The sequence below is a fragment of the Sorangium sp. So ce1014 genome, assembly GCF_051521505.1.
GTDB lineage: Bacteria > Myxococcota_A > Polyangia > Polyangiales > Polyangiaceae > Sorangium.
Map to the genome: position 1 here is coordinate 11,651,577 of NZ_CP150356.1, position 26,236 is coordinate 11,677,812.

At 68.5% G+C, this 26,236-nt stretch carries 19 protein-coding genes and 1 pseudogene; 16 read left to right on the forward strand and 4 right to left on the reverse strand.

The window, feature by feature from the left end; translation table 11 throughout:
- Window positions 1-22 precede the first annotated feature (22 nt).
- A complete protein-coding gene (locus tag WME75_RS43915) occupies window positions 23-376 on the reverse strand; it encodes a type II toxin-antitoxin system RelE/ParE family toxin (RefSeq protein ID WP_437483901.1) in 354 nt (117 codons plus the stop codon).
- 13 nt (window positions 377-389) lie between these two features.
- Window positions 390-755, reverse strand: coding sequence for a hypothetical protein (locus WME75_RS43920; protein ID WP_437483904.1), 366 nt, complete (start codon window positions 753-755; stop codon window positions 390-392).
- 689 nt (window positions 756-1,444) lie between these two features.
- Between WME75_RS43920 and WME75_RS43925 the strand changes: the two genes are divergently transcribed.
- The 6 genes and pseudogenes from WME75_RS43925 (at window position 1,445) to WME75_RS43950 (ending at window position 11,353) form a co-directional block, all read left to right on the forward strand.
- On the forward strand, window positions 1,445-4,852 hold the full coding sequence (locus WME75_RS43925; protein ID WP_437495048.1) for a protein NO VEIN domain-containing protein: 3,408 nt from the start codon (window positions 1,445-1,447) through the stop codon (window positions 4,850-4,852).
- 32 nt (window positions 4,853-4,884) lie between these two features.
- Window positions 4,885-5,028, forward strand: a pseudogene (locus WME75_RS43930) (DUF1156 domain-containing protein); the annotation flags it as partial.
- Window positions 5,029-5,952: 924 nt separating this feature from the next.
- Window positions 5,953-7,827 (forward strand): DUF1156 domain-containing protein, encoded by a 1,875-nt coding sequence (locus WME75_RS43935; RefSeq protein WP_437495104.1) that lies wholly within the window; start codon window positions 5,953-5,955, stop codon window positions 7,825-7,827.
- Between the two features lie 16 nt (window positions 7,828-7,843).
- Complete coding sequence (locus WME75_RS43940) at window positions 7,844-8,167, forward strand: hypothetical protein (protein WP_437483906.1); 324 nt, start codon at window positions 7,844-7,846, stop codon at window positions 8,165-8,167.
- On the forward strand, window positions 8,167-8,586 hold the full coding sequence (locus WME75_RS43945; protein ID WP_437495050.1) for a type II toxin-antitoxin system VapC family toxin: 420 nt from the start codon (window positions 8,167-8,169) through the stop codon (window positions 8,584-8,586). The genes WME75_RS43940 and WME75_RS43945 overlap by 1 nt, the downstream gene beginning before the upstream one ends.
- Before the next feature lie 4 nt (window positions 8,587-8,590).
- On the forward strand, window positions 8,591-11,353 hold the full coding sequence (locus WME75_RS43950; RefSeq protein ID WP_437483908.1) for an ATP-binding protein: 2,763 nt from the start codon (window positions 8,591-8,593) through the stop codon (window positions 11,351-11,353).
- Window positions 11,354-11,371: 18 nt separating this feature from the next.
- Here the strand turns inward: WME75_RS43950 and WME75_RS43955 are convergent, their stop codons facing one another.
- Window positions 11,372-12,046 (reverse strand): hypothetical protein, encoded by a 675-nt coding sequence (locus WME75_RS43955; RefSeq protein ID WP_437483911.1) that lies wholly within the window; start codon window positions 12,044-12,046, stop codon window positions 11,372-11,374.
- Between the two features lie 40 nt (window positions 12,047-12,086).
- Window positions 12,087-12,788 (reverse strand): hypothetical protein, encoded by a 702-nt coding sequence (locus tag WME75_RS43960; RefSeq protein WP_437483914.1) that lies wholly within the window; start codon window positions 12,786-12,788, stop codon window positions 12,087-12,089.
- Between the two features lie 220 nt (window positions 12,789-13,008).
- On the opposite strand from WME75_RS43960, the gene WME75_RS43965 reads away from it, so the two are divergent.
- The 10 genes from WME75_RS43965 (at window position 13,009) to WME75_RS44010 (ending at window position 26,161) form a co-directional block, all read left to right on the forward strand.
- Window positions 13,009-13,554 carry a hypothetical protein gene (locus WME75_RS43965; RefSeq protein ID WP_437483916.1) on the forward strand — a complete coding sequence of 182 codons (546 nt, stop codon included), beginning with the start codon at window positions 13,009-13,011 and terminating at the stop codon, window positions 13,552-13,554.
- Window positions 13,555-13,565: 11 nt separating this feature from the next.
- Window positions 13,566-14,036: a hypothetical protein gene (locus WME75_RS43970; protein WP_437483919.1), complete on the forward strand. Its 471-nt coding sequence runs from the start codon at window positions 13,566-13,568 to the stop codon at window positions 14,034-14,036.
- Window positions 14,037-14,120: 84 nt separating this feature from the next.
- On the forward strand, window positions 14,121-15,764 hold the full coding sequence (gene ffh / locus WME75_RS43975) for a signal recognition particle protein (RefSeq protein WP_437483922.1): 1,644 nt from the start codon (window positions 14,121-14,123) through the stop codon (window positions 15,762-15,764).
- Between the two features lie 10 nt (window positions 15,765-15,774).
- On the forward strand, window positions 15,775-16,860 hold the full coding sequence (locus WME75_RS43980) for a carbohydrate-binding family 9-like protein (RefSeq protein ID WP_437483925.1): 1,086 nt from the start codon (window positions 15,775-15,777) through the stop codon (window positions 16,858-16,860).
- Between the two features lie 58 nt (window positions 16,861-16,918).
- Window positions 16,919-18,235: a DUF3696 domain-containing protein gene (locus WME75_RS43985; protein WP_437483927.1), complete on the forward strand. Its 1,317-nt coding sequence runs from the start codon at window positions 16,919-16,921 to the stop codon at window positions 18,233-18,235.
- On the forward strand, window positions 18,228-18,803 hold the full coding sequence (locus WME75_RS43990; protein WP_437483929.1) for a hypothetical protein: 576 nt from the start codon (window positions 18,228-18,230) through the stop codon (window positions 18,801-18,803). The genes WME75_RS43985 and WME75_RS43990 overlap by 8 nt, the downstream gene beginning before the upstream one ends.
- Before the next feature lie 560 nt (window positions 18,804-19,363).
- Entirely contained in the window at window positions 19,364-22,153 is a 2,790-nt protein-coding gene (locus WME75_RS43995) for a YncE family protein (RefSeq protein WP_437483932.1), read from the forward strand.
- 61 nt (window positions 22,154-22,214) lie between these two features.
- Window positions 22,215-24,191, forward strand: coding sequence for an ABC-F family ATP-binding cassette domain-containing protein (locus WME75_RS44000; protein ID WP_437483935.1), 1,977 nt, complete (start codon window positions 22,215-22,217; stop codon window positions 24,189-24,191).
- 5 nt (window positions 24,192-24,196) lie between these two features.
- Complete coding sequence (locus WME75_RS44005; RefSeq protein WP_437483938.1) at window positions 24,197-24,538, forward strand: hypothetical protein; 342 nt, start codon at window positions 24,197-24,199, stop codon at window positions 24,536-24,538.
- Between the two features lie 48 nt (window positions 24,539-24,586).
- Complete coding sequence (locus WME75_RS44010; protein WP_437483941.1) at window positions 24,587-26,161, forward strand: Eco57I restriction-modification methylase domain-containing protein; 1,575 nt, start codon at window positions 24,587-24,589, stop codon at window positions 26,159-26,161.
- Window positions 26,162-26,236 lie beyond the last annotated feature (75 nt).

Genomic DNA, 26,236 nt, shown 5'->3' on the forward strand with positions numbered 1-26,236 from the left:
CGCCTTCCGATGCGTGGCCCGATCACCTCTTCCGCGGCCGACGAGGAGGGAGACCGGTCCCGGCCGGTGGTCGGTCCTGTCGCGCGTGGAAGAGGCGCAGCAGCCAGAGGTCGGCGCCGGGGTCGGAGGTGTCCGCGAGGTACCAGATGACGTAGGGGAGCTTGCGCAGGAGGAGCTTGCGGACGACGGCTCGGTCCTCGTCGTTCTTCGGCTCGGCGGGGCCGATCGCGGGGAAGCGGGCGAGGAGCTCGACGGCCTCGTCGAGGCCGGTTCGCAAGCGCTCCACCCACGCGCTCCCGCGGTTCTCTTCGAGCCAGCGCACCTGATCGCGGAGGTCGCAGGCGAACTCGCGGCGGAAGCGGACGCGGCGGCCCACGCGGAGCTCCGTCTCAGCGGGCGCGGCGACGAGGGGCGTCAGGGAGCGCCTTGTCGAAGATGGAGTCGAGCTCCTGGCGCGAGGCCTCGTCGTGGTCTCCCGCTTTCATCCGCTCCCAGACCGCCCAGACCTGAGCTCGCTGCCACTCCTCCGCCCGGCTGAGTTGCTCCGCGTCGTCGAGCTCCTGGACGCGCTCGCTGAGGAGCGCGCGGATCGCGGGGGAGAGCTTGAGGCCGCGCTTCTTCGCCTCGGCCTGGAGCCGCACCCGGAGCTCGGCCGGGAGCACCACGCTGACCGGGCCGCTCTCCTCGTCCGAGCCACGCCCCGCCGGACCGCCTTCCTCGCCCCGGCTCCGCCTCGCCGCTCCCGTCCCTCTCATCGGCGTTCCTCGCGATGGCAGGATAGTGAAATCCACTATTGTGCGCAACCGGGCGACTCGGCCAAGCGCTGCCGGGCGTCGGCAGGGGTGAGGGGAAGCGCTGCCGGGCGTCGGCAGGGGTGAGGGGAAGCGCTGCCGGGCGTCGGCAGGGGTGAGGGGAAGCGCTGCCGGGCGTCGGCAGGGGTGAGGGGAAGCGCTGCCGGGCGTCGGCAGGGGTGAGGGGAAGCGCTGCCGACGCCTGGCAGGGGTGAGGGGAAGCGCTGCCGACGCCTGGCAGGGGTGAGGGGAAGCGCTGCCGGGCGTCGGCAGGGGTGAGGGGAAGCGCTGCCGACGCCCGGCAGGGGTGAGGGGGAAGCGCTGCCGGGTGTCGGCAGCGCGACGGGAGGTGCTGCCCGTACCGGGCAGGCGAGCAAGCACTGGGGTCGCTGAAACGCGGACGCGGATGATCCCGGGAGGAACCGGCTCCCCCTCCTGCCTGGGCTATCGTAGCCTCGTCCTCCACCCATGCGAGTTGCTGCCGTGACGTTCAAGAGGCCCGTTCCCATCGCCCATCAAGTGAGCGCAGGCTCCCGGCAGCTCGGCGCGAGGGTCTTGCCGTGACCGCGGGGAGTCTGGACGCCCTCACGGCCGGCGCCATCGTCGAGGGGCCGATCCTCCCGGAGCCGGTCGAGGTGATCGCGACGGTGCCGATGGGGTTGTCCATCAAGCTGATCGGCCGCGGGATCCGCACCAATCAGGTCCACCAGCCTGTCCTGGACGCGGCGCAGATCGCGCAGCTCACGGTAAGCCCGAAGGACGAGCCGTTCGACGGCGATGCTCAGCGATTCCGGCTGGGCGTCGAGGCGCAACGACTCGGCCTCGCGTACGAGTACGACCCCTACTTCGCGCTGTCGATCGCGCGGATCGATCCGTTGCCGCACCAGCTCGAAGCAGTGTACGAGTACTTCCTCAAGCTCCCCCGCATCCGCTTTCTGCTCGCCGATGATCCCGGCGCCGGAAAGACGATCATGGCGGGCCTGCTCCTCAAGGAGCTGAAGATCCGCGGGCTCGTGAAGCGGACGCTCATCGTCACACCCGCGAACTTGACCTTTCAGTGGGAGCGCGAGCTACGCGACAAGTTCCGCGAGAAATTCCGCGTGGTGAAGAGCGAGCTCCTCCGCTCGGGGTACGGGTCGAACCCTTGGCAGGAGAACGACCAGGTCATCACGTCCGTCTCGTGGATTTCGCGTGTGGAAGACGCCAAGGAGAGCCTGCTCCGCGCGCCGCGCTGGGATCTCGTGATCGTGGACGAGGCCCACAAGATGAGCCCAACCTTCGCCGACAAGCCGACCCTCGCCTTCCAGCTCGGAGCGGTTCTCTCCTCGATGGCCGATCACCTGCTCCTCATGACCGCGACGCCGCACAAGGGCGACCCCGATCACTTCCGGCGATTCCTCACGCTGCTCGACCCTGACGTGTACGCCGATGTGGCCAGCCTCAGAGAAGCGATGAGGAGGAAGAGCGCCCCCTTCTATCTGCGCCGGGTGAAGGAGGCGCTGGTCACGTTCCCTGATCCGGACACCGGCCACGCCAAGAAGCTCTTCGTCGATCGCGACGTGCAGACCGCCGCGTTCGAGCTGAACGACGACGAGTCGGGCTTCTACGACGCGCTCACGAGGTACGTCGTCGACCAGTCCGCGAATGCGGCGACCGAGGACTCCCCCGCGGCGCGCGCCATGGGGTTCACGATGGCGATGCTTCAGCGGCGGTTCGCGTCCAGCGTGTTCGCCGCCCGCCGGAGCCTGGAGCGCATGCGCGAGCGCCGGCAGAAGATCCTGGACGATCCGGGGAAGTTCAAGAAGGCCCAGATCGAGAAGTCGCTGCCCGACGACTTCGACGAGCTTCCGGAGGAGGACCAGCAAAAGATCCTCGACGATCTGGAGAGCGTGGTCGTCTCCTACGATCCTGCGCAGCTGAGGTCCGAGATCCAGGAGCTCGGAGCGCTCATCGACGAGGCGCGGAGGCTGCAGGTCCGCGAGGTCGAGTCGAAGCTCGGCAAGCTCCGCGAGGTCCTCAAGAACTGGGGAATTTTCGATGACCCCAAGATGAAGCTGCTCATCTTCACCGAGCACAAGGACACGCTGGACTACCTCGCGGGGGACGGGAAGGAAAACCGACCCAAGGGCAAACTCCAGGAGTGGGGCCTTAAGGTCGCCCAGATCCATGGCGGCATGAAGGTCGGCGACCGTGACACGCCGGGCACCCGCATCCACGCCGAACGGGAGTTCCGCCAGACCGCCCAGGTCCTCGTCGCGACCGAGGCCGCAGGTGAAGGCATCAACCTTCAATTCTGCTGGCTCATGATCAACTACGATATCCCGTGGAACCCGGTGCGCCTGGAGCAGCGCATGGGCCGCATCCATCGCTACGGCCAGACGCACCCATGCGTAGTCTTCAACTTCGTCGCGCAGAACACGGCCGAAGGGCGCGTCTTGCGGACGCTGCTGACGCGCCTCAAGCAGATCAAGGAGGACCTCGACTCCGACAAAGTCTTCGATGTGGTCGGCGAGGTGTTCCCGTCGAACCTCCTCGAGAAGTTGTTCCGCGATCTCTACGCCAGGAAGATTGGAGAGAAGGACATCAACGACCGGGTCCTCACGGAGCTAGATCCTAGACGATTCAAGCAGATTACGGAGTCTACGCTGGAAGGGCTCGCCAGGCGCGAGCTGAACCTGAGCGCGATCCTGGGCAAGACGGCGGAAGCGAAGGAGCGGCGGCTCGTGCCCGAGGTCATCGAGGATTTCGCATTGCATGCCGGCCCCGTCGTGGGACTGCCGTTCAGGGCGGAGAAGCAGGGCGCGCACGTATTTCGGGTCGGCAAGGTCCCGAAGCCCCTGCTCGTGCGCGGCCCGGCCCTGGAGCCTCGGTTCGGCGCGCTCGCGAGGGAGTACGGGCGCATCGCGTTCGACAAGGAGCTGCTCAAGGGCGACCCCACCCTCGACTGGGTCACGCCCGGCCACCCGCTCTTCGAGGCGACGCGGGCGGAGGTCATCGACAAGGTAGCCGACGATCTACGGCGGGGGGCGGTCTTCCACGACCTGCACAGCGCGGAGCCGTACCGGCTCGACGTCATCGCCGCATCCATCAAGGACGGTCGAGCGAACGTCCTGCACCGCAGGTTGTTCGTCGTCCGCGCGGATAGGGCCGGGCTCTCGATCCGGCAGCCGACGATCTTCCTCGACCTCATCCCCGCTCCGAGGGGAACGCACGCGCCGACCGCCCTGGCGCTCCTTCCACCTTTCGAGATCCCCGACCGAGCGGTCGTGGAGGCGGTGCTCCTTACCGAGGCGCTCAAGCCGTGGATCGAGGCGACGAGGGGGGAGCGGGAGCGCGAGACGAACCGCGTCCGCGCCCACGTCGAGATCTCGCTCAACGAGTTGATCAACCGGGCGCAGGTGCAGCTCGGGGACTACCAGGAGCGGCTTGCGGACGGAGACGGAGTCTCCGGGCTCCAGGGGCTCATCGCGCAAGCGGAGCAGCACGTCGAGGAGCTCAACCAGCGTCTGGAGTCGAGGCTGAAGCAGCTCGACATGGAGCGGCTCTGCACGATCGCGGACATCGAGTTCGTTGGCCGCGCGTGGGTGAGACCGCACCCGGACCGCGACCAGCCGACCATCGCCCCGATGGTTCGGGACGAGGAGATCGAGCGGATCGCAGTGCAGCAGGCCATCCGGTACGAGCAGGCGCGCGGCTGGGTCGTCGAGAGCGTGGAGACGGAGAACAAGGGGTTCGACCTCATCTCGCGCAAGCCGCATCCGCACGACGCGAAGACGTTCACCATGGTGCGGTTCATCGAGGTGAAGGGCCGCGCCGGGATCGGTGAGGTAGGACTGTCGGCGAACGAGTACCGGACGGCGCAGCGGCTCGGCGAGGACTACTGGCTGTACGTAGTGTTCAACTGCGCAGAGAAGCCCGAGCTCCACCCGGTGCAGGACCCGGCGCGGCTCGGGTGGAAGCCGGTGGTAAGGGTCGAGCATTACCATGCGATGCCGCAGACGATCCTCGCGGGCGAGACGAAGGACGAGCGGAACGCGGGTGAGATGAAGGAGAGTAAGTGACGGCGGTGGCGTACCCCAAGCGGCTGATCGAAGTGGATCTGCCGATCCGTAGGATTTCTGAGTACTCTCTGAAGGAGAAGTCGAAGCTCCGGGGACACATTTCAACTCTGCATCTGTGGTGGGCTCGCCGTCCGACGTCGGCATGCCGAGCGGTGACGCTTGCAGCACTCTGTCCCGACCCTGCCGATTCTGCGTGCTCTGATGTATACCGCGACAAAATTCGTACGATACTTACTAGGCACCGCAACCAGTACGGTGGCCCGGTCCGCGACTTGAACGACTCGCTTCAGCTTCGGACCGCTCTATTGGATTTCGTGGGAGACTTCGCGAATCCAGAATTGGCTTCGCACAAAGATGCGCTCGAAAATGCGCGTGCAGCCGTGCACGCGGCGCACGTTGAGATCCAGAAGGATTCACATACGACACCAGCGGTGCTCGATCCGTTTGCGGGTGGCGGGTCGTTTCCACTCGAAGCACTTCGTCTCGGTGCTACGGCGTTTGCCTTCGATCTCAATCCGATACCTGTATTGCTTAACAAGATTCTCGTGGAGTACGTTCCTAAGTACGGTACGCGATTGTCGGCGGAGGTGCGCAAATGGGGCGAACGCGTAGGTCGTGCCGCACAAACCGACCTGGCGCCTTACTATCCGGTAGCGAAGGATGCGACCAGGCCTCTAGCATATCTTTGGGCCCGCACAATCTGTTGCGAAGGCCCCGGTTGTGGTGCTGAGATCCCCCTCCTCCGCTCCCTTTGGCTCGCGAAGGGTTGTAACACGCAGGTCGCCCTCCGGATTCTTGCCGATTCCACGAATAGGGTAGTCAATTTCGAGATCTGCGAAGGGGTCGCATCAAGCCATGTCGGGGCCGGGACGGTGCGCCGAGGCTCTGCAACGTGTCCGGTATGTAACTACACGACACCCAATAGTCGTGTAAGAGAGCAGTTGGTCAAGCGTCGAGGTGGTGGAGATCAAGCGCGCCTTGTATGCGCTATCGAATCTCACCCCGGTCGAAGTGGGCGCGTATACCGTCTTCCGACGGATGAAGATCACGAGGCTGCAATGTCGGCATGCTGTGCGCTCAAGGAAGTGCGGGCTCACAGGTTGACGACGATTTCACTGATTCCAGAGGACGAGGTTCCCCGTGAACGGATGTGGAAGAACAACCCGATACGGGTGGACCTATATGGGATGACCCAATGGGCAGATCTCTTCACGTCGCGTCAGCTCCTCGCGCTTGCTACTCTGGTCCGGCACATTGACCAGGTGCGAAGGTATATCGAGGCGGAGTATGCAGATCCCGCCTTTGCCAAGGCGGTCGTTACGTGTTTATCGATGGTGCCGAGCCGTTGCGCCGATTACTGGACGTCGCTCACTCGCTGGATTCCTGTGGATCAAAAGGTGGGGAACACGTTCAGTCGTCAGGCTCTCTCTATGGTGTGGGATTTTGTGGAGGCGTTCCCCTTCGAGGAGATTGGGGGCGGGTTCGACCGCTGCCTGGGACATGTTCTTGATGTTCTGGAATCGCTGTCGAATCTGGGTAATGAGCACGGATCTGCAGAATGCGCGTCTGCGACGTCACTGCCTCTGCCAGACGATTCTGTTGACGCGGTGATCACGGATCCGCCATACTACGACTCGGTGCCGTATGCTTATCTGTCAGACTTCTTCTATGTTTGGCTCAGGCGTTCGCTGCACGAGCTGTATCCTGGCTTCATGAGTGCACCGCTCACGGAGAAGGCGCGCGAGTGCGTGTACAATCCCGTTGCTATGTCGCCAGAAGGACGTCCAAAGGACGGTGCCTACTTTCGAGAGCAGATGCGCACAGCGATGGCAGAGGCGCGGCGCGTGACGAAGCCGAACGGAATCGGCGTTGTGGTATTCGCTCACAAGTCGACGGCGGGCTGGGAAGCTCAGCTACAAGCCATGCTCGATGCAGGCTGGCAAATTTCAGCATCGTGGCCACTCGATACCGAGCGGCCTGGTCGACTGAGGGCGCACGGAGCGGCCGCTCTCGCTTCGTCGATTCATCTCGCCTGTCGTCCGCGCGAAGCGCCCGATGGTTCGCAAACCGATTTAACTGGCTCGTGGCGTTCCGTGCTCGCAGAGCTTCCAGTGCGCATTCACGAGTGGATGCCACGCCTCGCGGAAGAGGGCGTGGTCGGCGCTGACGCGATCTTCGCATGCCTCGGTCCGGCTATCGAAGTTTTCTCGCGTTACTCTCGCGTCGAAAAGGCGTCGGGCGAGGTGGTCACCCTCAGGGAATATCTCGAACAAGTGTGGGCCGCGGTCTCGAAGGAAGCGCTCTCGTTGATGTTCGATGGGGCGGACGCGAGTGGACTCGAGGAAGACGCACGGCTCTCAGCAATGTGGCTTTGGACGTTGGGCACAGGATCAGTCGGCTCGACCGCGGCCCCGAGAGATGAGTCCGCTGAGGAAGGCGACGATGACGATGAAGGTCCCGGCGCCCAGGGAAAGGCGCTTGCCGGCTTCGTCCTCGAATACGACGCTGCTAGGAAGATTGCGCAGGGACTCGGCGCTCACCTGGAAAAGCTCACGGACGTCGTCGAGGTGAAGGGAGACAAGGCCCGCTTGCTCTCCGTTGCCGAGCGCGCCAAGCACCTCTTCGCGAAGGACGACCAGGATGCGAAGCGGTCGGGGTCCAGACCCACCAAGGCCAAGAAGAAGCAGCTCGGTCTCTTCGCGGAGCTCGAAGCCGCCGAGCAGCAAGGTTTTCTCGGCGATGCAGGTACGCCAAAGGTCGGCGAGACGACGCTCGATCGCGTCCACCAGGCGATGATCCTCTTCGGCGCCGGCCGATCGGAGGCCCTCAGGCGGTTTATCGTGGGGGAGGGGGTGGGTAAGGATGCCCGCTTCTGGAAGCTCGCCGACTCGCTATCGAAGCTGTACCCGACGAGCTCGGCCGAGAAGCGGTGGGTCGACGGCGTGCTCGCCCGCAAGAAGGGGCTAGGATTCTGAGGTAGCGGAGGTTTGTATGCGAGTAATCCTGGAAATTCGAGACGAAGCGTTCCGTATACCCAAGACGCCGCAGCAGGTCGCGGAGGAGATGCGGCAGGCGGCTGCGGTCTTCTGGGTTGCTCGAGGGGACGTCGCGCCGGAAGCGGTGAACGATATCACGCTGGCAACCTCCGCTGAGAAGGAGAGGGCGCCACACGATACGGGAGCAATCTCAGGAACAGAGCTCGGGCCCGCGAGAGATTTCAAGGCGTTCCTCCTGTCGATGCCCGATGTGGGTGATGATTCTCTCTTCGAACGCCCCCTCGACTATGGTCGCGAGGTTGACTTGTGCGATACTTGATGGACACCAACGTCGTATCCGAGCTGCGCAAGAGAAATCGATGCCATCCCAGTGTCGCCGCTTGGATTGCGGCGACAGCTGGAGAAGACCTCTTTTTGTCTGTCCTCGTGATCGGAGAGCTTCAAAAAGGGATCACTGTGTTGCGTCGCACGGACGCGTGCGCAGCCGCATCTATCGAAGCTTGGGCCTCAGCACTGGAGGTGAACTATCGTGATCGGGTGCTGCCCGTAACCGTGGAGATCTCGCGAGTGTGGGGTCGACTGTCGGCTCCGGATCCACTCCCGATAATCGATGGCCTCCTAGCTGCGACCGCCATCGTGAACGGACTTACGCTGGTGACCCGAAACGTTCGCGATGTGGCGCGAACCGGTGTCGCACTCCTCAACCCATTCGACATCTCAGCTCCCAAGCAAGGTTGACCGCATGCCCCTCAAGCCCTGGTACAAGGTCATCAGCCCGCGTGAGGATCTTCGAGACGGCAAGCCCCTCGACGCGTCCGAATTCGCGGTCCATCTCGATCAGGTCCGCGACGGTCGAGCGCCGAAGGTCTACCAGAGCCCGAAGGAGTTCTTCGAGCGGACTTTCATCACAAGGAGCCTGGGCGCCCTTGCCTCCGAAGTCGTCCGCCGCTTGAGCGGTGTCCACGTCGAGACCTCGCCCGTCTTCAACCTCTCCACGCAGTTCGGCGGCGGCAAGACGCACTCCCTCCTCTGTCTTTATCACCTCGCGCACGGCGGCGAAGACGCGGCTACGTGGAAGGGAGTCCCTGGCATCCTGAGTGCGGCCGGGGTCGAGCGGGTCCCGGACGCCAACATCGCCGTGTTCGTCGGCACCGAGTTCGACTCGATCTCGGGTCGCGGGGGGACAGACGGAACCCCGGTCCGCAAGACGCCGTGGGGGGAGATCGCTTTCCAACTCGGCGGTGCCGAGATGCTGGATTTGGTCGCCGAGCACGAGCGCACACTGACCGCGCCGGGCGGTGACGTGATCGGCAAGATGCTGCCCGAGGGCAGGCCGACGCTGATCCTGATGGACGAGCTGATGAATTACGCGAGTCGCGCTCGGAAGAGCGGCCTTGGCGCCCAGCTCTACAACTTCCTGCACAACCTCTCGGAGACGGCGCGAGGAAGGAAGAACGTTGTGCTCGCGGTGTCGATCCCGGCTTCGGAGCTGGAGATGACAGCCGAGGACCAGTCCGACTTCGAACGTTTCAAGAAACTTCTGGACCGACTCGGCAAGGCGTCGATGATGTCTGCGGAGACGGAGACCTCGGAGATCATCCGCCGACGCATCTTCGAGTGGGAGGGGCTGCCGCACGACGCAAAGCCCACCGTTCGCGAGTATGCCGACTGGCTAGAGGAACATCGCAACGAGGTGCCGACCTGGTTTCCGGTCGATACCGCTTATGAGACCTTCGCCGCGACGTATCCCTTCCACCCAATCGCGCTCTCGGTCTTCGAGCGCAAGTGGCAGGCGCTTCCGCGTTTTCAGCAAACCCGTGGCGTTCTTCGCTTGCTCGCGCTCTGGGTCTCGCGTGCATACCAGGGCGGGTACAAGGGTGGCGAGAAGGACCCTCTTATCTCCCTCGGAACCGCGCCGCTTGACGATCTGAACTTCCGGGCCGCGCTGTTCGAGCAGCTCGGCGAGCAGCGGCTCGAGGCGGCGGTGACGGCGGACGTGGCCGGTCGCCCCGAAGCCCACGCGCTCTGCCTTGACCGGGAGGCGACCGAAGCGGTGAAGAAGGCTCGCCTCCACCGGAAGGTGGCGACGACGATCTTTTTCGAGTCGAACGGCGGACAGCAGAAGGCGGCTGCATCCGTCCCGGAGATTCGGCTGGCGGTCGGCGAGCCCGGCGTCGATCTCGCCAGCGTCGAGCAATGCCTCGATGCGCTCAATGAGGCTTGCTATTTCCTGCACGCAGAGAAGGGGGGCTATCGGTTCGGATTCAAGGCGAACCTGAACAAGCTCCTCGCGGATCGGCGTGCGAGCGTGTCCGCTCCGAAGATAGACGAGCAGCTGCGGACGGCGATCCGCGACGAGTTCAGCAAGGGCGGCGGGATTGAGCGCATCTGCTTCCCGGAAAAGTCCTCTGATATTCCCGATCGGGCCATGCTCGTGCTCGCCGTGATGGCTCCCGATCGCGCGATCAGGGAGCCGGGGACGCAAACGCTCCTCGAGACGATCGTCCGCGAGCACGGACAGTCGTCACGGGTGTTCAAGAGCGCCGTTCTCCTGGTCGCGGCCGAGGACACCGGGACCCTTCGGGACGAAGCGCGGAAGCTGCTCGCGTGGGAAGATATCCTCGGCGACAAGGAGGAGCTTAGGCTCGATGAGACTCAGGTGAAGCAGCTGAAGGAGAACGTCAGCAAGTCCAGGAGCTATCTCCGCGAGGCGGTGTGGCAAGCGTACAAGAACGTGTTCCTGCTCGACGAGAACAACGCGCTTCGCAAGATCGATCTCGGGAAGATCCATTCGAGCGCCGCCCCGTCGATCATGGACCTCATTCTCGGACAGCTCCGGGCGGTCGATCTCCTGTCGGACTCGGTGAGCGTAAGGACGCTGGTCAACAACTGGCCACCGGCGCTTCCGGAGTGGAGCACCAAGGCGCTCCGCGATGCCTTCTATGCCTCGCCGAAGCTCGCCCGGTTGTCGAGCCCCGACGTGGTAACGAACACGATCGCTAGAGGCGTCGCGGAGGGGCAGCTAGCCTACGCCGGAAAGCGCGGCGACCGCTACGAGCCGTTTGTGTTCCGAAAGACGCTTTCGGTGTCGGACATCGAAATCCGCGACGACGTCATGGTGCTCCGTAAGGAGGACGCCGAGCGGGTCATTGAGGAGGGCGGTCCGCCGAAACCGCCTACGACACCGCGCCCGCCTCCTCCCTCGGATAGAGGCGGGGGTGGAACGGGTGGGAGCGGTGGCACACAGCCGTCGTCCAGGCCGCCGCCTGCACGGAGCTTTTCAAGCTTCCGGTGGGAGGGCGCCGTACCATGGCAGAAGTGGACGCAGTTCTACAACAAGGTCGTCTCGCGTTTCTCGACGAAGGGCCTCAAGCTGCGCGTCGTCGTGGAGGTCGCCCCGCCGAACGGCATTGCCGAGCAGGATTTGCAAGAGACGCGAACGGCGCTCAAGGAGCTTGGTCTAGCCGATGCGCTCCACGTTGAGGGCGACGAGGCTCCGCGATGAAAGCAGATCGTGGCCGGGCTACTCCGATGCCCCTCCACCGCTCTCCTCGGCTGTCACCGCTGCTTCGGGCACTGCCGCGGCGTTGGGTGCCGTAGCCGCAGGCTCCTGCGCCTTCTCCGCGGCCCGGGGGGGCGCGCCCTCCGGCGCCTCCGCCGTGGCGCTCGCCTCCGTCGCCTTCGCCGCGGCCCCCTCCGTCGCCTTCGCCGCCGCGCCCGCCTTCGCCTTCTTCTCCTTCGCCGCCTTCGCCTCGAGCGCGCCCGCCGCGACCGGCTCCCGCTTGCCGTGGCCGACCGCGCGCGGATCGCCGTACGGGAACGCCGCGCTGCCGCTCGCGTCGATCGGCTTGCGCGGGGCCTCGGGGTCGGTCGCCGGGCTCGGCGGCGGCGCGATCGGCCGCGGCGTGCGCAGCCGGTTGCCCGGGCCGGCCTGCGTCCAGACCTGCACGTCGCCGAGCACGCGCGTCCGGTTCGCCATCCGCCGCTGGCCGCGCGCGCCGAGCAGCTTCTCCAGGAAGGTCAGCGGCGACGTCGCGCCGGGCTCCCCCTTCACCCAGCACGTGTAATCGCCGATCCCCGTGCCCCGGAACGTCTCGCGGCAGACCGCTATCCCGAGCTCGGCCGCGATGGCGCTGAGCAGCCGACCCGGCTCGGTCTCGACCGTCCTGTGCTCGTTGACGAAGGTGACCCTGGGCATCGGTGGACAGGCAGCGTCCTGCTCCCCCGCGACGAGCGCGTCAAGAAGCGGCGCTCGCGTCCCTCGTGTCCCGCACGCGGTGGAGCACCCGCGCGATCCCGAACAGGTTCCAGCCCGCGAACCCGAGGAACAGCGCGAACAGCGCGACCGCCCAGCGCGACGCGCGCGGCGAGCTGCCGTCGATGAGCAGCCAGGCGTCGCCGGGGACGGCCGTCCCCGTCTGCTCCTCCACCTCGGCGGCCAGCCGCGCGTGCCGGATGCCCGCGCTTTTGAACGGCACGAGCCGCCCGGCGAACGAGCTCGGCGGCACGAAGCGCGGCCCCTCGAACCCCTCCGGCACCCGGATCTCCACCCACACCCCCGGGTTGCCGGCCACCGGCGCCAGCCGGAACGAATCGCCCTCCGCGGCCCGGCCATACCGGAGCGCGCCGTGCGTCCCGAGCAGGGCCACGGCCCGCACGTAGCGGTTCGCGAGATCCGCCGTGGGGCGCAGCGGCGCGAGCTCCCCCACGTCGACGGGCCGACCGGGCGACAGCGCATAGCGCGCCTCCCCGAAGACGGCGATCGCCATCCACAGCGCGGCCACCGCGGTCACCGCCATCAGCACCACCGTGACCGTGCGCTCCTGCCTCGGCGGCGACGGCAGCGCGAGCAGCTCCGGATCCGGCCCCGTCACGTCGAGGCCAGGGCCGCCCGGGCCGCGCGTCATGGATTCCAGGGTCGAGGTCGGGTCGGTGGGCACGCTTCGTCGAGTATACAGCCGGAGCGCCGGCCGCGGTGCAGGGAGCCGCGCCGCGCGCGCTCATCCCTATCCATCCCGCTCCCGCGCGCGGGAACGCAGCGGGATGGATAGGGATGAGCGCCCCGGAGCAGGCCCGCCCTGTCCAAGACAACCCCGCCCCGGCGCGGTTCCGGTCGCCGCGCGCTTGCCCGCCCGCGGCGGCTTGCCTAGCCTAGCCGCGATGGCCTCGAAGAACGACAGCTCCATCGTCTGCCCGTCGTGCGGCGCGAACAACGCCTCCGTGACGGCGAGCGGGCGCTGCATCTCGTGCGGCGCCCGGATGGGCTCGCTGCAGCCTTTCCGCGACTCCGAGCTCGACCGCCACCGGCGCTACCAGCAGGAGGGCTTCTCGATCCTCTGGTGCCTCATCGCCCTCGTCCTGCAGAGCGTGCTCACCGCGGCCCTCGTCGGCGGCCTCCCCATGATCGTGCAGCAGCTCGACTTCGAGGGGTCGAACGGGATGATCGTCGCCATCCCGGTGTGGTTCATCGGCGGCGTCCTCCTCGGCATGATCTCGCCCGGCAAGACCTTCCTCGAGCCGGTCGTCGCCTCGTTCCTCGTCGCGATCCCGACCGTCTTCTACCTCCTGCAGAGCCAGACCGTCCGGACGATGCCGCTCTTCATGTACGTGATCATGGCGCTCATCGGCGTGCTGTTCACGCTGATCGGCTCCTACCTCGGCGAGCGCATCCAGATGGGCCCGTCCCCCGCGAAGGCGACCGACTGAGGGCGCCCGGCGTGACGGGGAGCGCGGGGGCAGCGGGGACGGCAGCGCGGCGGATCGCGGCGGCGCTCGCCGCCCTCGCCGTACTGGCGGCGGCCCCCGGGTGCGGCCGGTCGGCCGAGCGGCAGGAGGCGGACGCGCTCCTGCACGCGATCGACGTCCTCCGCGACGCCCCGAGCGAGGCGCGCGCGGCGCGCGAGGCGCTGCTCGCGGAGCTCGAGCGGCAGCCCGCGTCGACCCCTCCCGCCGCGAGCGCCAGGGACACGTGCGCGCGGGCCTACCGCCTGCTGCTCGACGCGACGGCCGCCGAGGCGCGCGTGCGCGCCCTGCTCGAGGCGCCCGACGGGGCCGCCGGGCCCGGGGCGCTGTCCGATCTCACCGACCTCGCCGCGGCCGACGCCAAGGTCAAGGAGAGCGCCGAGATCATGCCGAAGTGCGCCGAGGCGCTCTCGAACCTCCGCCGCGCCGCCCGGATCGGGATGTGACGGCCCGCGCCGGGCGAGAGAGATCGCTTCCGGCAGGGCAAGGGATCCGCGCTCGCGGTCCCCTGTGCTAAGACCCGCCCTGCCATGTTCGACACGCTGACACGGGGCTTTCGTCAGGCCAGAAACCGCCTCGCCGGGCTCACGGAGCTCACCGAGAGCAACATCGACGCCGCGCTACGCGAGGTGAGGCTGAGCCTGCTCGAGGCCGACGTCGAGATCGGGGTGGTCAAGGCCTTCCTCGCCCGGGTCAAGCAGGCCGCGGTCGGCCGCACCCTGGAGACGCGCGTGAAGCACGCCGGCGAGCTCCACCAGGTCTCGGCGAGCGATCACTTCATCAAGATCTGCCACGACGAGCTCGAGGCGATGATGACCCACGAGGGCGACGAGATCGCCTGGGCCGACGGCGGCCCCACGGGCATCATGATGGTCGGCCTCCAGGGCTCCGGAAAGACGACGAGCTGCGCGAAGCTCTCGCGCTACCTCGAGAAGCAGGGGCGCAAGCCGCTGCTCGTCGCGGCCGACATGCAGCGCCCCGCGGCCGTCGAGCAGCTCAAGGTGCTCGGCGACCAGCTCAAGGTCCCCGTCTTCAACCTCCCCGGCGAGTCGCCGGTCGCGATCTGCGCCGCGGCCCGCGCCGAGGCGAAGCGGCTCGGCCGCGACGTCATCATCTACGACACCGCCGGCCGCCTCGCGATCGACGAGCCGCTCATGCAGGAGCTCGCCCAGATCAAGGAGGCGACGTCGCCGGAGAACATCTTCCTCGTGGTCGACGCGATGATCGGCCAGGACGCCGTGAAGACGGCGCGCGGCTTCAACGAGCGGCTGTCGATCAGCGGCGTCGTGCTGACGAAGCTCGACGGCGACGCCCGCGGCGGCGCGGCGCTCAGCATCAAGGAGGTCACGGGCGCGCCGGTCCTCTTCAGCGGCATCGGCGAGACGGTGGACAAGCTCGAGCCGTTCCGCGCGGACGGCATGGCGAGCCGCGTCCTCGGCATGGGCGACGTCGTCGGCCTGATGCAGGACTTCGAGGAGGTCGTCGACCAGAAGAAGGCCGAGAAGGACGCCGCGCGGATGCTCCAGGGCGACTTCACGCTCGACGACTTCCTCGAGCAGGTGCGGATGATCCAGAAGATGGGGTCGCTGAAGGACCTCGTCGACAAGCTGCCCATCGGCGGCATGTTCCCGGGCGGCCTGCCGCAGGACGTCAACCTCGACGATCGGGAGCTCGTCCGCATCCAGGCGATCATCCAGTCGATGACGCCGTTCGAGAAGGGCGACCCGTACGCGCTGGTCCGCGAGCCGAAGCGGGTGGAGCGCATCTCCAAGGGCTCGGGCTCCAAGCCCGAGGCGGTGAGCGAGCTCGTCCAGAAGTTCCTCTTCATGCGCCAGATGATGAGCGGCCTCGGCCAGAACATGGGCCTGATGGGCAAGATCCCCGGCATGAAGCAGGCGGCCATGGCCAAGAACATGCGCGAGATGCAGAAGCAGATGATGGCCGGGGGCGGGATGCCGGGCATGCCCGGGATGCCGGGGATGGGGATGCCGGGCATGGGCTTCCCGGGGATGGGCTTTCCGGGGATGGGGATGCCGGGCATGGGCGGCTTCGGGGGCGCCGGTGCGGGCGGCCCGAACATGACGAAGATGAAGACGCTCAGCGCCAGCGAGCGCAACGCCAAGAAGTCGCAGCGCAAGCGCGAGCGCGACGCCCGCAAGAAGGGCCGGAAGTAGCGGCGGCCGGATGCGCCGGCCCTGCAGCCAGCGGCGCGCTCTCGCCCACGCCCGCGCGTGCGCGCGGGCCCTGGCGATGGTCGCCGCGGTCGCCGGGGCCTCGTGCTCCCGGGGCGGCGGGGGCGAGCAGGAGACGGCGCCCGCGGGGGCCGCTGGCCGGGCGCCGGCGAGCAGCGGCGCGGGCGCCGGCCAGGGCCAGAGACGACAGCCTGCCGCCGTGAAGGAGCTCTCGGTGCGCAAGCTCGCGCCCGGCGCGGCGGTCGCGATCGACGGCCGCCTGGACGAGCCGGCGTGGCAGGCCGCGGCGAGGACGGGCCCGTTCGTCAACGTGGGCACGGGCCGCGAGGACCTGTCGCTGCCGACGCAGGGCGAGGCGCGGCTGCTCTGGGACGACGCGTTCCTCTACGTCGGCTTCGACGTCAGCGACGGGACGATCACCGGCGGCTTCCCGCAGGACGCGCGGGATCCGCACCTCTGGGAGCGGGACACCGTCGAGGTGATGATCGACCCCGACGGCGACGGCGACAACAAGGATTATTACGAGATCCAGATCAGCCCCCAGAACCTCGTCTTCGACTCGCAGTTCGACGACTACAACGCTCCGAGGGGCGGCGCGAGCGGGCCTTTCGGCCACCAGGCGTGGAGCGCGGGGCTCGCGAGCGCGGTGGTGCTGAGAGGGACGATCGACGACGACTCGGACGAGGACCGAGGGTACGTGGTCGAGGCGAAGATCCCGTGGCGCTCGTTCGCGAAGGCGAAGGCGGCGCCGCCTTCGCCCGGCGACGCGTGGCGGATGAACTTCTACGCCATGCAGAACAACGGCGGCGTGGCGTGGTCGCCCATCCTGGGCGAGGGCAACTTCCACCGGGCGCGGCGCTTCGGGCGCGTCCGCTTCGTCGGGTCGGGCGGGGAGACGGGCGGCGCGGGGGCGCCCCCGAGCGACGCCGGCGCGGCGCCCCCGCGCGACGCCGGCGCGGCGCCCTCGGCGGCGCCGCCCGGCGCGAGGAGCGCGGAGCGGGCGACGCCGGGCGCGCGGGTGCCCTCCGCGTCGGCCGGTCCGAGGCCGGACTACCGGGCCGATCCGCCCGACCGCTGAGCTGCGCACCCGGCGTTTGCATGAGGCGTGAGCCCTCAGTGAAAAAAAGGAGCAGAGGATGTTCACGAAGCTCGGACTCCGGAACTTCAAGGCCTGGCGTGGCGCACATCTGTTCGACCTCAAGCCGCTCACGCTGGTCCTCGGCGTCAACTCGGCCGGCAAGACGAGCCTGCTTCAGCCGCTCTTGCTCCTGAAGCAAACCGTCGAGTCGCCCGACCGGTCGCTGGCGCTCAACCTGGGCGGACATCCCGGTGAGATGCTGGACCTCGGCAGGCTCTCCGACGTCGTCTCCGGGGGCGATCGTCGCGCCGAGCTCGGGTTCCGCCTGACCTTCGGCCCGGTGAGCATCGGCAAGGGGGCCGAGCCACGCACGCTCGATTCCGTGGAGTACGAGGTGGATTATGGTGCCGCGGAGGACGAAATCCCCTGCGTGCAGCGGCTCTCGTACGTCACTGCCGGCGGCTCCTATGCTGTCGCACGCCAGCGAGACGGCACCTACGCGCTCTCCGCGCCGAGCGGCCCCTTGCCAGACGACCGGCGGACCCGGCGAGCCTACGAGCCCGAGCGCTCTGTCGGCTTCTCGGCCGATGCGGTCGCTGCCCTGGGCGCCGAGGGCGCGGACGCGCAGGATCTCGCGCTCGCGCTGACGCGGGAGCTCCAGCGGCTCGCCTACCTCGGGCCCCACCGGAGCGTGCCCACGCGCCACCACGCCTGGACGGGGCGTTCGGTCGGACAGCTCGGCTCGAGCGGTGAGCACGCGATCCCGGCGCTGATCGCGAGCCTCGTCGGCCGCCACGCCGACGGGTCCGAGCGGGGCCGCCTCGTCGAGCAGGTCTCCGCGGGGCTCGCGCGGCTCGGGGTCGCGGACAGGATGGAGATCGAGCGCCACGCGACGACGTTCTTCCAGGTCATGATCACCTTCCAGGGGCATCGGACGAACCTGCTCGACGTCGGCTTCGGCGTCTCCCAGGTCCTGCCCGTGGTCACCTCGGCGTACTTCGCGCCCGAGGGCTCGACGGTGATCATGTCGGAGCCCGAGCTCCACCTGCACCCGCTGGCGCAATCGGCGCTCGGCGATCTGCTCGTCGAGGCGACGCGAGAGCGCAGGGTGCAGTTCCTCGTGGAGACGCACTCGGAGCACCTCTTCCGGCGGATCCAGACCCTGATGGCCGAAGAGCGCATCACGCCGGACGAGTGCGCCATGTACTTTGCCAGGTGCGATGGCGGAGAATCGGTGCTGGAGCCGCTCGAGGTGAACGAGTACGGGCGGGTCGCGAACTGGCCCGACAAGTTCTTCGGTGACACGGTGGGCGAGGTCGAGCGGCAGGTGGAGCGGATGCTCGACCGCATGGAGAAGGACGAGCGACGTGGCTGATCATGTCGTCGACACCAACGTGCTCATCGTCGCGAGCGCCGCCGATCCGGCCTCGCCGTTCAAGGACACCCACGTCCCCGCGGACGAGCGGAGGATCGTCTTCGCATGGCTCAGAGATTTCCGTGGCGACCACGGGCGCCGCCTGATCATGGACAGGGCCCGCGGCCTCCTGCGCGAGTACAAGAAGAAGCTGACGGCCCAGGACTACGGTCTCGTCGTGGCGATGGAGAAGCTGCGGACGGCGGCGTTCGTCTCCGTGGAGTACGACGGAGAGTACGCCGTCGTCCCCGAGGGGCTCGCGCGCTTCGATAACTCCGACAAGAAGCTCGTGGCGGCGCACCTCGCGCATCGTTCGGCCGGTGGTCAAAGCACCATCGTCAACGCGTGCGACACCGACTGGCACGAGCACGAAGAGGCGCTCTCCGCCGCGGGGGTCATCGTGGAGCAGCTCCTCCCCGGGTGGTGCCAGAGAGAGTTCTGGCGCAAGAACCCCGAGAAGATGCCTCCGGGGGCAGGCGATCACGAACAGGACCGAGCCGGCCCCCCCGACCACGGCGCCGCGCGCTGAGCTCCGCGCCGCGGGCTCAGGTCCGCGCCGCGTGGCTCGCCGTCTCGCAGTTGTCCTCCTGGATGCGCGCGGTTCGGGCGGGTCCGCTTCATGGGGCCACGATAGGGCTCGTTCTACTGACCTGCCCATGTCGCACCGTCGCGGTCCGCTCCATCGCTCGGCAGGGCGGCGCGTCGCTACCCGAGGATTGCCGATGGGGGCAATCTTCGCGAGGGGCGCACCGGCGACTCCGCGGCGCATCACGCCGTTGCCCTCCGGTCGCTCGAATTGAGCAGAGCCGCCGGCGGCGGTTGCGCACGTTCTGCTCAAGTCGCGCAAGCACGCGCAGTCGTCGCGGATGGCCCTGTGGTCAGGGGAGGCCTTTCGGCTGGTGCGAGGTTTGCTCTGATGCGTGATGCGGCGACGCTCGATTGCTTCGTGTAGGCGTCGAGAGGTCGAGGTCCGTTCCAAGCACCCGGGGCCGCCGTCCACGCCTGCTTCGTGTCTGCGTGCAAGCTCGCGCGTAGCCACGCGGCGCTCCTGTGTGCGACGGTGCGCCGCCGTCCTTTCAAGGAGGTCTTATGCGCTTCGTGTCTCGTCGTGTCATTTCCAAAACCATCTTCGCGGCTGCGCTCGCCGTGGGCGTGTCGGCCGGCGCGGAGGCCTCGGCAGCGTCGTTCACGGTGTTCGAGAGCGGGCAGGTCCGGCCGCTCGCCCTCTCGCCGAACGGCAAGCTGCTCTTCGCCGTGAACACGCCGGACAACCGACTCGAGATCTTCCGGGTCACGAACGATGGGCTCGTCCACCGGGGGGCCGTGCCGGTCGGGCTCGATCCGGTCGCGGTCGCGGCCCGGAGCGACGACGAGGTGTGGGTCGTCAATCACCTCTCCGACAGCGTCAGCGTGGTGAAGGTGAACGCGAGCGGGAGGGGAGGTGTCGTGGTGCGCACGCTGCTCGTCGGCGACGAGCCGCGGGACATCGTCTTCGCCGGCCCCGGCAAGAAGAGGGCGTTCATCACTGCCGCGCACCGCGGTCAGAACGTGCCCTTCGACCCGCAGCTCACCACGCCGGGGGTCGGCCGGGCCGACGTCTGGGTCTTCGATTCGAGGAATCTGGGGGCGTCGCTCGGCGGCGATCCGCTGACCATCGTCACCCTCTTCGGCGACACGCCGCGCGCGCTCGCGGTGACGCCCGACGGATCGCGCGTGTATGCGGCCGCGTTCCACTCGGGCAACCGCACCACGACCATCCCGGAGCAGGCGGTGCCGGACGGGGGCGAGGAGATGGGCGGCGTGCCAGGGCCCAACACAAACTTCGAGGGGATCCTGGCGCCCGAGGTGGGGGTCATCGTCAAGCACGACGGCCAGAGCTGGGTCGACTCGCTCGGCCGCCTCTGGGACGACAAGGTGAAGTTCTCCCTCCCCGACAAGGATGTGTTCGTCATCGACGCGGCCGCAAGCCCGCCGGCGCAGCTCGCGGGAGCGGCGGGCGCCTACGCGGGCGTGGGCACGGTGCTCTTCAACATGGCCGTCAACCCGAAGAACGGGAAGGTCTACGTCTCGAACACCGATGCCCGGAACGAGCTGAACTTCGAGGGGCCGGGCGACTTCGCGGGCGACAGCCTCCGGGGGCACCTGCACGAGAGCCGGATCGCGGTGCTCGGTGCCGCGGGCGCGGTCGCCTCGAGGCACCTCAACAAGCACATCGACTACAGCACCGCCGGCGCCCCCATCCCCAACGCCGAGAACGAGGCGAGCCTCGCACAGCCGCTCGGCATGGCGGTGACCCGCGATGGATCCAGGCTGTACGTGGCCGCGTTCGGCTCCTCCAAGATCGGCGTCTACTCGACCGCGGCACTCGAGAACGACACCTTCGTCCCGAGCGCGGCGAGCCAGATCCGGCTGCGCGGCGGCGGTCCGACGGGCATGGTCCTCGACGAGGCGCGCCAGCGCATGTACGTGCTCACCCGCTTCGACAACGCGATCGCCGTTGTCGACACCACGGTGAAGCGCGAGATCGCGCGCCACGCGATGTTCAACCCCGAGCCGCCGAGCGTGGTCGAGGGGCGCCAGTTCCTCTACGACGCGCGGCGCAGCTCGAGCCACGGCGACTCGTCCTGCGGGAGCTGCCACGTGTTCGGCGATCTCGACAGCCTCGCGTGGAACCTCGGCAATCCGGACGGCACCGTGCTCAACAACCCGAGCCCGATCGTGCCATTCGTGGTGCCCGGCTTCCCTCCCGATCCCACCGGGGGCGTGCCCAAGGATTTTCACCCGATGAAGGGGCCGATGACCACGCAGAGCCTGCGCGGCATGGCGAACCACGGCCCCATGCACTGGCGCGGCGACCGCACCGGCGGCAACGACGAGCCGACCTCGCAGCCCGACGACGGGGTGTTCGACGAGGAGGCGGGGTTCAAGAAGTTCAACGGGGCATTCGTGGCGCTGCTCGGCCGCAGCGCGCCGCTCGCCGATGAGGAGATGCAGAAGCTCACGGACTTCATCCTCCAGGTCGTGTATCCGCCGAACCCGATCCGGAACCTCGACAACTCGCTCACGCCGTCTCAACAGGTCGGGCGCGACGCCTATTTCGACACCATCCTTGCGCCGAACGGCACGTGCAATGACTGCCACCGCCTCGACCCCGAGGCCAACCCCAGCGCGGGCCAGTTCGCCGGCTTCTTCGGGACCGACGGCCGCTCCGGCCTCGCCCTGGCGCCGCAGCTCTTCAAGGTCCCGCACCTGCGCAACATGTACCAGAAGATCGGCATGTTCGGCTCGGCCGTCCCCGTCGGCTCGATCCCGCCCGATCCATTCCTCGGCGACCAGATCCGTGGCTTCGGGTTCAGCCACGACGGGACCGTCCCGAGCCTCTTCCAGTTCACGAGCGGCTTCGACGCGAGCCCCCTCAACCCGGTCGGCATCCCCATCACGCCGGAGGGCGAGCAGGTCAAGCGGAACATGGAGGAGTTCATGCTCGCCTTCGACAGCAACCTGGCGCCGATCGTCGGGCAGCAGGTGACTCTCAACACAATGAGCCAGGCGGTGGCCGGGCTGCGCATCGATCTCCTGAAGGCGCGCGCCGACGTGGGCGAGTGCGATCTCGTCGCCAAGGGCCAGATAGGCCAACATGAGTTCGGCTTCCTGTACGTCGGAGACGACCACTTCGCGGGCGACTCCCAGCTCATGCCCCCGATTGCCGACGCCTTCCTGCGCGCGGTCGTCCTCGGGAGCGGCAGCTCGCTCACCTACACCTGCGCGCCGCCGGGCTCCGGGGACCGCATCGGCGTCGATCGCGATCTCGATGGGTTCCTCGACGGCGACGAGCGCGCGGCTGGCAGCGAGCCCGCCGATCCGAACAGCACGCCCTGATCGCGACGCGCCCGAGCAAACCCGGCCCACCCCTCCCTGGCTGCGCTAAGCTCCGCCCCCTGTGCCCGTCCTCACCGCTCACGATCTCCACAAATCCTTCGGTCCCCAGACCGTCCTCGATGGCGTCACGGTCAACATCCGCACGGGCGAGCGGGTCGGCCTTGTCGGCGTCAACGGCTCCGGCAAGAGCACGCTCGCCCGCATCCTCGCCGGCCTCGAGCAGCCCGACAGCGGCACCATCGCGCGCCGCCGCGGCGCCGAGATCGGCGTCCTCTCCCAGGACCCGGTCTTCGAGCCGTCCGACACCGCGCGCGACGTGGTGCTCGCCGGGCTCTCCGCGTGGTACGCCGCCAAGGCCCGCCACGACGAGGTGAGCCGGGCGCTCGCGGCCGGCACCGGGGACGCCGAGGCGCTCCTCGCCGAGCAGGCCGCCGTCGCGGCCGACATCGAGCGCCTCGGCGGGTGGGACATGATGCACCGGGTCGACACCATCATCGGCCACGTCGGCGTCACCCGGCCGGACGCGCCCATGAGCGTGCTCAGCGGCGGCGACCGCCGGCGCGTCGCGCTCGCCCGCCTCCTCGTGTCGCGGCCCGCCCTCGCCGTGCTCGACGAGCCGAGCAACCACCTCGACGTCGAGACCGTCGAGTGGCTCGAGCGCTTCCTCGTCGACGAGCACCCCGGCGCGCTGCTCCTCATCACCCACGATCGCTACCTGCTCGACCGCGTCGCCGAGCGCACCCTCGAGATCGACAAGGGCAAGGTCTACAGCTACGACGGCGGCTACGAGGAGTACCTCGAGCAGAAGGCCGACCGCCTCGCCCTCGAGTCGCGCACCGAGTCGAACCGGCAGAACTTCCTGCGCACCGAGCTCGAGTGGCTCCGGCGGCAGCCGAAGGCGCGCACCGGCAAGCAGAAGGCGCGCATCCAGCGCGCCGAGACGACAAAGTCCGCCCCGCCGCCGAAGGCCGAGCGGACAGCGCAGCTCTCGGTGGACTCGGTGCGCACCGGCAAGACCATCCTCGAGATGAAGAAGCTCGGCCTCGCGGTCGACGGCAAATGGCTCGTGCGCGGCCTCGACTTCTCGCTGACCAAGGGCGAGCGCGTCGGCGTCGTCGGCCGCAACGGCACCGGCAAGACAACGATGCTCCGGGCGATCCTCGGCCAGATCGAGGCCGCCGGCGACGGCGCGGCCGCCGCGGGGCCCACGATGGAAGGCGAGGTCGTGCTCGGAAAGAACTCGAGCGTCGCCTACTTCGACCAGCACCGCAGCGGGCTCGACCTCGACAAGTCCATCTTCGAGAACATCGCGGGCTCGCACACGCGCGTCGAGATCGGCGGCCGATCCATGGACGTGCGCAGCTACCTGGAGCGGTTCCTCTTCGACCCGAACAAGGCGCGACAGCCGGTGGGCTCGCTCTCGGGCGGCGAGCGGGCGCGCGTCGCCCTGGCGAAGATGCTCACCCAGAGCGTCAACGTGATCATCCTCGACGAGCCCACGAACGACCTCGACGTGATGACCCTGGCCGCGCTCGAGGAGATGCTCATCGAGCTCGAGGGCTCGGCGCTCGTCGTGACCCACGACCGCTGGTTCCTGAACCGCGTCGCGACCTCGATCCTCGCGTTCGAGGGCGACGGCCGCGTGGTGCGCTACGCCGGCAACTACGACGCCTACCGCGAGCAGCGCGCTCACGCCGCGCTCGCGGCGGAGGCCGACGCGCGGGCCGCGAAGGCGCAGGCGGCGGAGCCCCGGGCCGCGCAGGCGCAGGCAAAGACCGCCGCGCGCGGCGGGGACAAGCCGAAGCTCTCGTTCGCCGAGCGGACCGAGCTCGAGGCCATCGTCGGACGGATCGACGCGGCCGAGCAGCAGGTCGTCGAGCTCGAGGCGAAGCTCGCCGATCCGACGCTGTACGCGAGCCGCGGCGCGGACGTCGCGGGGCTGCTCTCGGAGCTCGAGCGCGCCAAGCAGGAGGCCGCGCGCCTCGTCAGCCGGTGGGAGGAGCTCGAGACGAAGCGCGAGGCCGCCGGCAAGGCGTGACCGGCGTGACCGGCGTGACCGGCGTGAGCGCCGCGCCGCGCACGACGGCCCTTGTCGGCGCCGCGCCGTCCGGCGACCATGGTCCCATGATGACCGTGTTCGAGGTGTACCTCGCCCCGGGGACAGCCAGCGCCGACCTGCTCACCGCCGAGGTGATCAACGAGACCGGAGCGCAGGTCATGACGGTCCAGGAAGCAGAGCTTGTCGGCTTCCAGGGCCTGAAGACGCTGGACGGCGCCGGCGACGTCCGGCTCATCGCCGTGCGCGCGCGCGACGCCACCTGGATCCATCGCTGTCTGGAGACCAGCGGGGCGGTGGCCTCGTTCCGGCTCCACCAGGTCGACTGAGCCGCCCCGGCACGATCCGCTCCCCCGGGTAGCCATGGCGTCCAGCCGATGAGCGCGGCCCGAGAGCTCCGGCGCTCGCCGCCGGCGTCCCTGATCCAGACGGTCGATCGCCACCGCGCGCAGGCCTGCCGGCGCCTCGACCCCGCCCGGCGATCCGAGCTCGGCCAGTTCCTGACGCCCCCCCGGCTCGCCTCGTTCATGGCGTCGCTCTTCGAGCGCCTCGGCGGATCGGTCCGCGTCCTGGATGCCGGCGCCGGCGTCGGCTCGCTCACGGCGGCGCTCGTCGCCGAGGCGTGCTCCCGGCCCGACGCGCCGACAGACATCCTCGCCGTCGGCTACGAGCTCGATCCGGCGCTGGTAAAGCATCTTTCCAAAGGCATGCGCGCTTGCCGCGACGCGTGCCGTGCGGCGGGCATCGCGTTCGACGGGCGCGCGGTCCGCGCCGACTTCATCGCCGCGGCCGTCGAGGAGCTCTCCCTGCCCGGGCCGCGGGCGCGCTTCACCCACGCGATCCTGAACCCGCCCTACAAGAAGCTCGGCGCCGGCTCGGCGGCCCGGCGCGCGCTCCGCTGCGCCGGGATCGAGGCGAACAACCTCTACGCTGCCTTCTTGGCGCTCGCGGTGCGCGTCCTCGAGCCCGGGGGCGAGCTCGTCGCCATCACGCCGAGGAGCTTCTGCAATGGTCCTTACTTCCGCGCCTTCCGCGAGCTGTTCCTCCGCGAGATGTCGCTCCGCCGGGTGCACGTCTTCGAGTCGCGCACGGCGGCGTTCGCGGAGGACGACATCCTGCAGGAGAACGTCGTCTTCTGCGGCGTGAAGGGCGCGCCGCCGGGCGCCGTGCTCATCTCGTCGAGCAACGGCCCGGACGACGGGCCGATCGCGGCGCGGCAGGTCCCCCACGCCGAGGTGGTGCGGCCGGGCGACCCGGAGCGCCTCATCCACGTCGTCCCGGATCAGGCAGGGAAGGACGTCGCGGACGCGTTCGCGCGGCTGCCCGCGCGCCTCGCGGATCTCGGCCTCTCGATCTCCACGGGCAAGGTCGTGGATTTCCGCGCCCGCGCGCTCCTGCGCCCGGACCCCGCGGCGGACACGGCGCCGCTGATCTACCCCGCGCACCTCGACGCCGGCGTCGTCCGCTGGCCGAGGCCCGGGAAGAAGCCGAACGCCCTGGTCGATTGCGCCGCGACAGCCCATCTCTGGATGCCGAGCGGGATCTATGTCGTCGTCAAGCGCTGCTCCTCGAAGGAGGAGCGCCGGCGCATCACGGCGGCCGTCTTCGATCCGGCGACGGTGCCCTGCGCGCGCGTGGGCTTCGAGAACCACCTCAACGTCTTTCACCGGAGCGGCGCCGGGCTGCCGCCGCTCCTCGCCCGCGGCCTGCGCGCCTTCCTGAGCTCCACGCTCGTGGACACGTATTTCCGGCAGTGGAGCGGCCACACGCAGGTGAACGCCGCCGACCTCCGGCGGCTCACCTATCCCGCGCTGGAGACGATCGAGCGGCTCGGCGCCCGCGCCGGCGACCGGGCCCTCGGCCAGCACGAGATCGATCGCGCCGTCGAGGAGGCGCTCGGCGCGGGCGCGCGAGACGCCGTCCCCGAGGGCGAATCGACAGCGATGCCGTGAATGCCAGTCTGGCCGCCTGACGCAGAGAACATGGCTTTCCGGCAAACGCGCTGAAGCAGGCGAACCTCGCGCTGG

What these genes read in the sequence shown, in the direction of transcription:
- WME75_RS43995 (WP_437483932.1), top strand. Translation starts at nt 19,364, where the DNA reads ATGCGCTTCGTGTCTCGTCGTGTCATTTCCAAAACCATCTTCGCGGCT.
- WME75_RS43955 (WP_437483911.1), bottom strand. Translation starts at nt 12,046, where the DNA reads ATGCCCAGGGTCACCTTCGTCAACGAGCACAGGACGGTCGAGACCGAG.
- WME75_RS43980 (WP_437483925.1), top strand. Translation starts at nt 15,775, where the DNA reads ATGCGCCGGCCCTGCAGCCAGCGGCGCGCTCTCGCCCACGCCCGCGCG.
- WME75_RS43920 (WP_437483904.1), bottom strand. Translation starts at nt 755, where the DNA reads ATGAGAGGGACGGGAGCGGCGAGGCGGAGCCGGGGCGAGGAAGGCGGT.
- WME75_RS43965 (WP_437483916.1), top strand. Translation starts at nt 13,009, where the DNA reads ATGGCCTCGAAGAACGACAGCTCCATCGTCTGCCCGTCGTGCGGCGCG.
- WME75_RS43925 (WP_437495048.1), top strand. Translation starts at nt 1,445, where the DNA reads ATGGGGTTGTCCATCAAGCTGATCGGCCGCGGGATCCGCACCAATCAG.
- WME75_RS43940 (WP_437483906.1), top strand. Translation starts at nt 7,844, where the DNA reads ATGCGAGTAATCCTGGAAATTCGAGACGAAGCGTTCCGTATACCCAAG.
- WME75_RS43985 (WP_437483927.1), top strand. Translation starts at nt 16,919, where the DNA reads ATGTTCACGAAGCTCGGACTCCGGAACTTCAAGGCCTGGCGTGGCGCA.
- WME75_RS43945 (WP_437495050.1), top strand. Translation starts at nt 8,167, where the DNA reads ATGGACACCAACGTCGTATCCGAGCTGCGCAAGAGAAATCGATGCCAT.
- ffh (WP_437483922.1), top strand. Translation starts at nt 14,121, where the DNA reads ATGTTCGACACGCTGACACGGGGCTTTCGTCAGGCCAGAAACCGCCTC.
- WME75_RS44010 (WP_437483941.1), top strand. Translation starts at nt 24,587, where the DNA reads ATGAGCGCGGCCCGAGAGCTCCGGCGCTCGCCGCCGGCGTCCCTGATC.
- WME75_RS43950 (WP_437483908.1), top strand. Translation starts at nt 8,591, where the DNA reads ATGCCCCTCAAGCCCTGGTACAAGGTCATCAGCCCGCGTGAGGATCTT.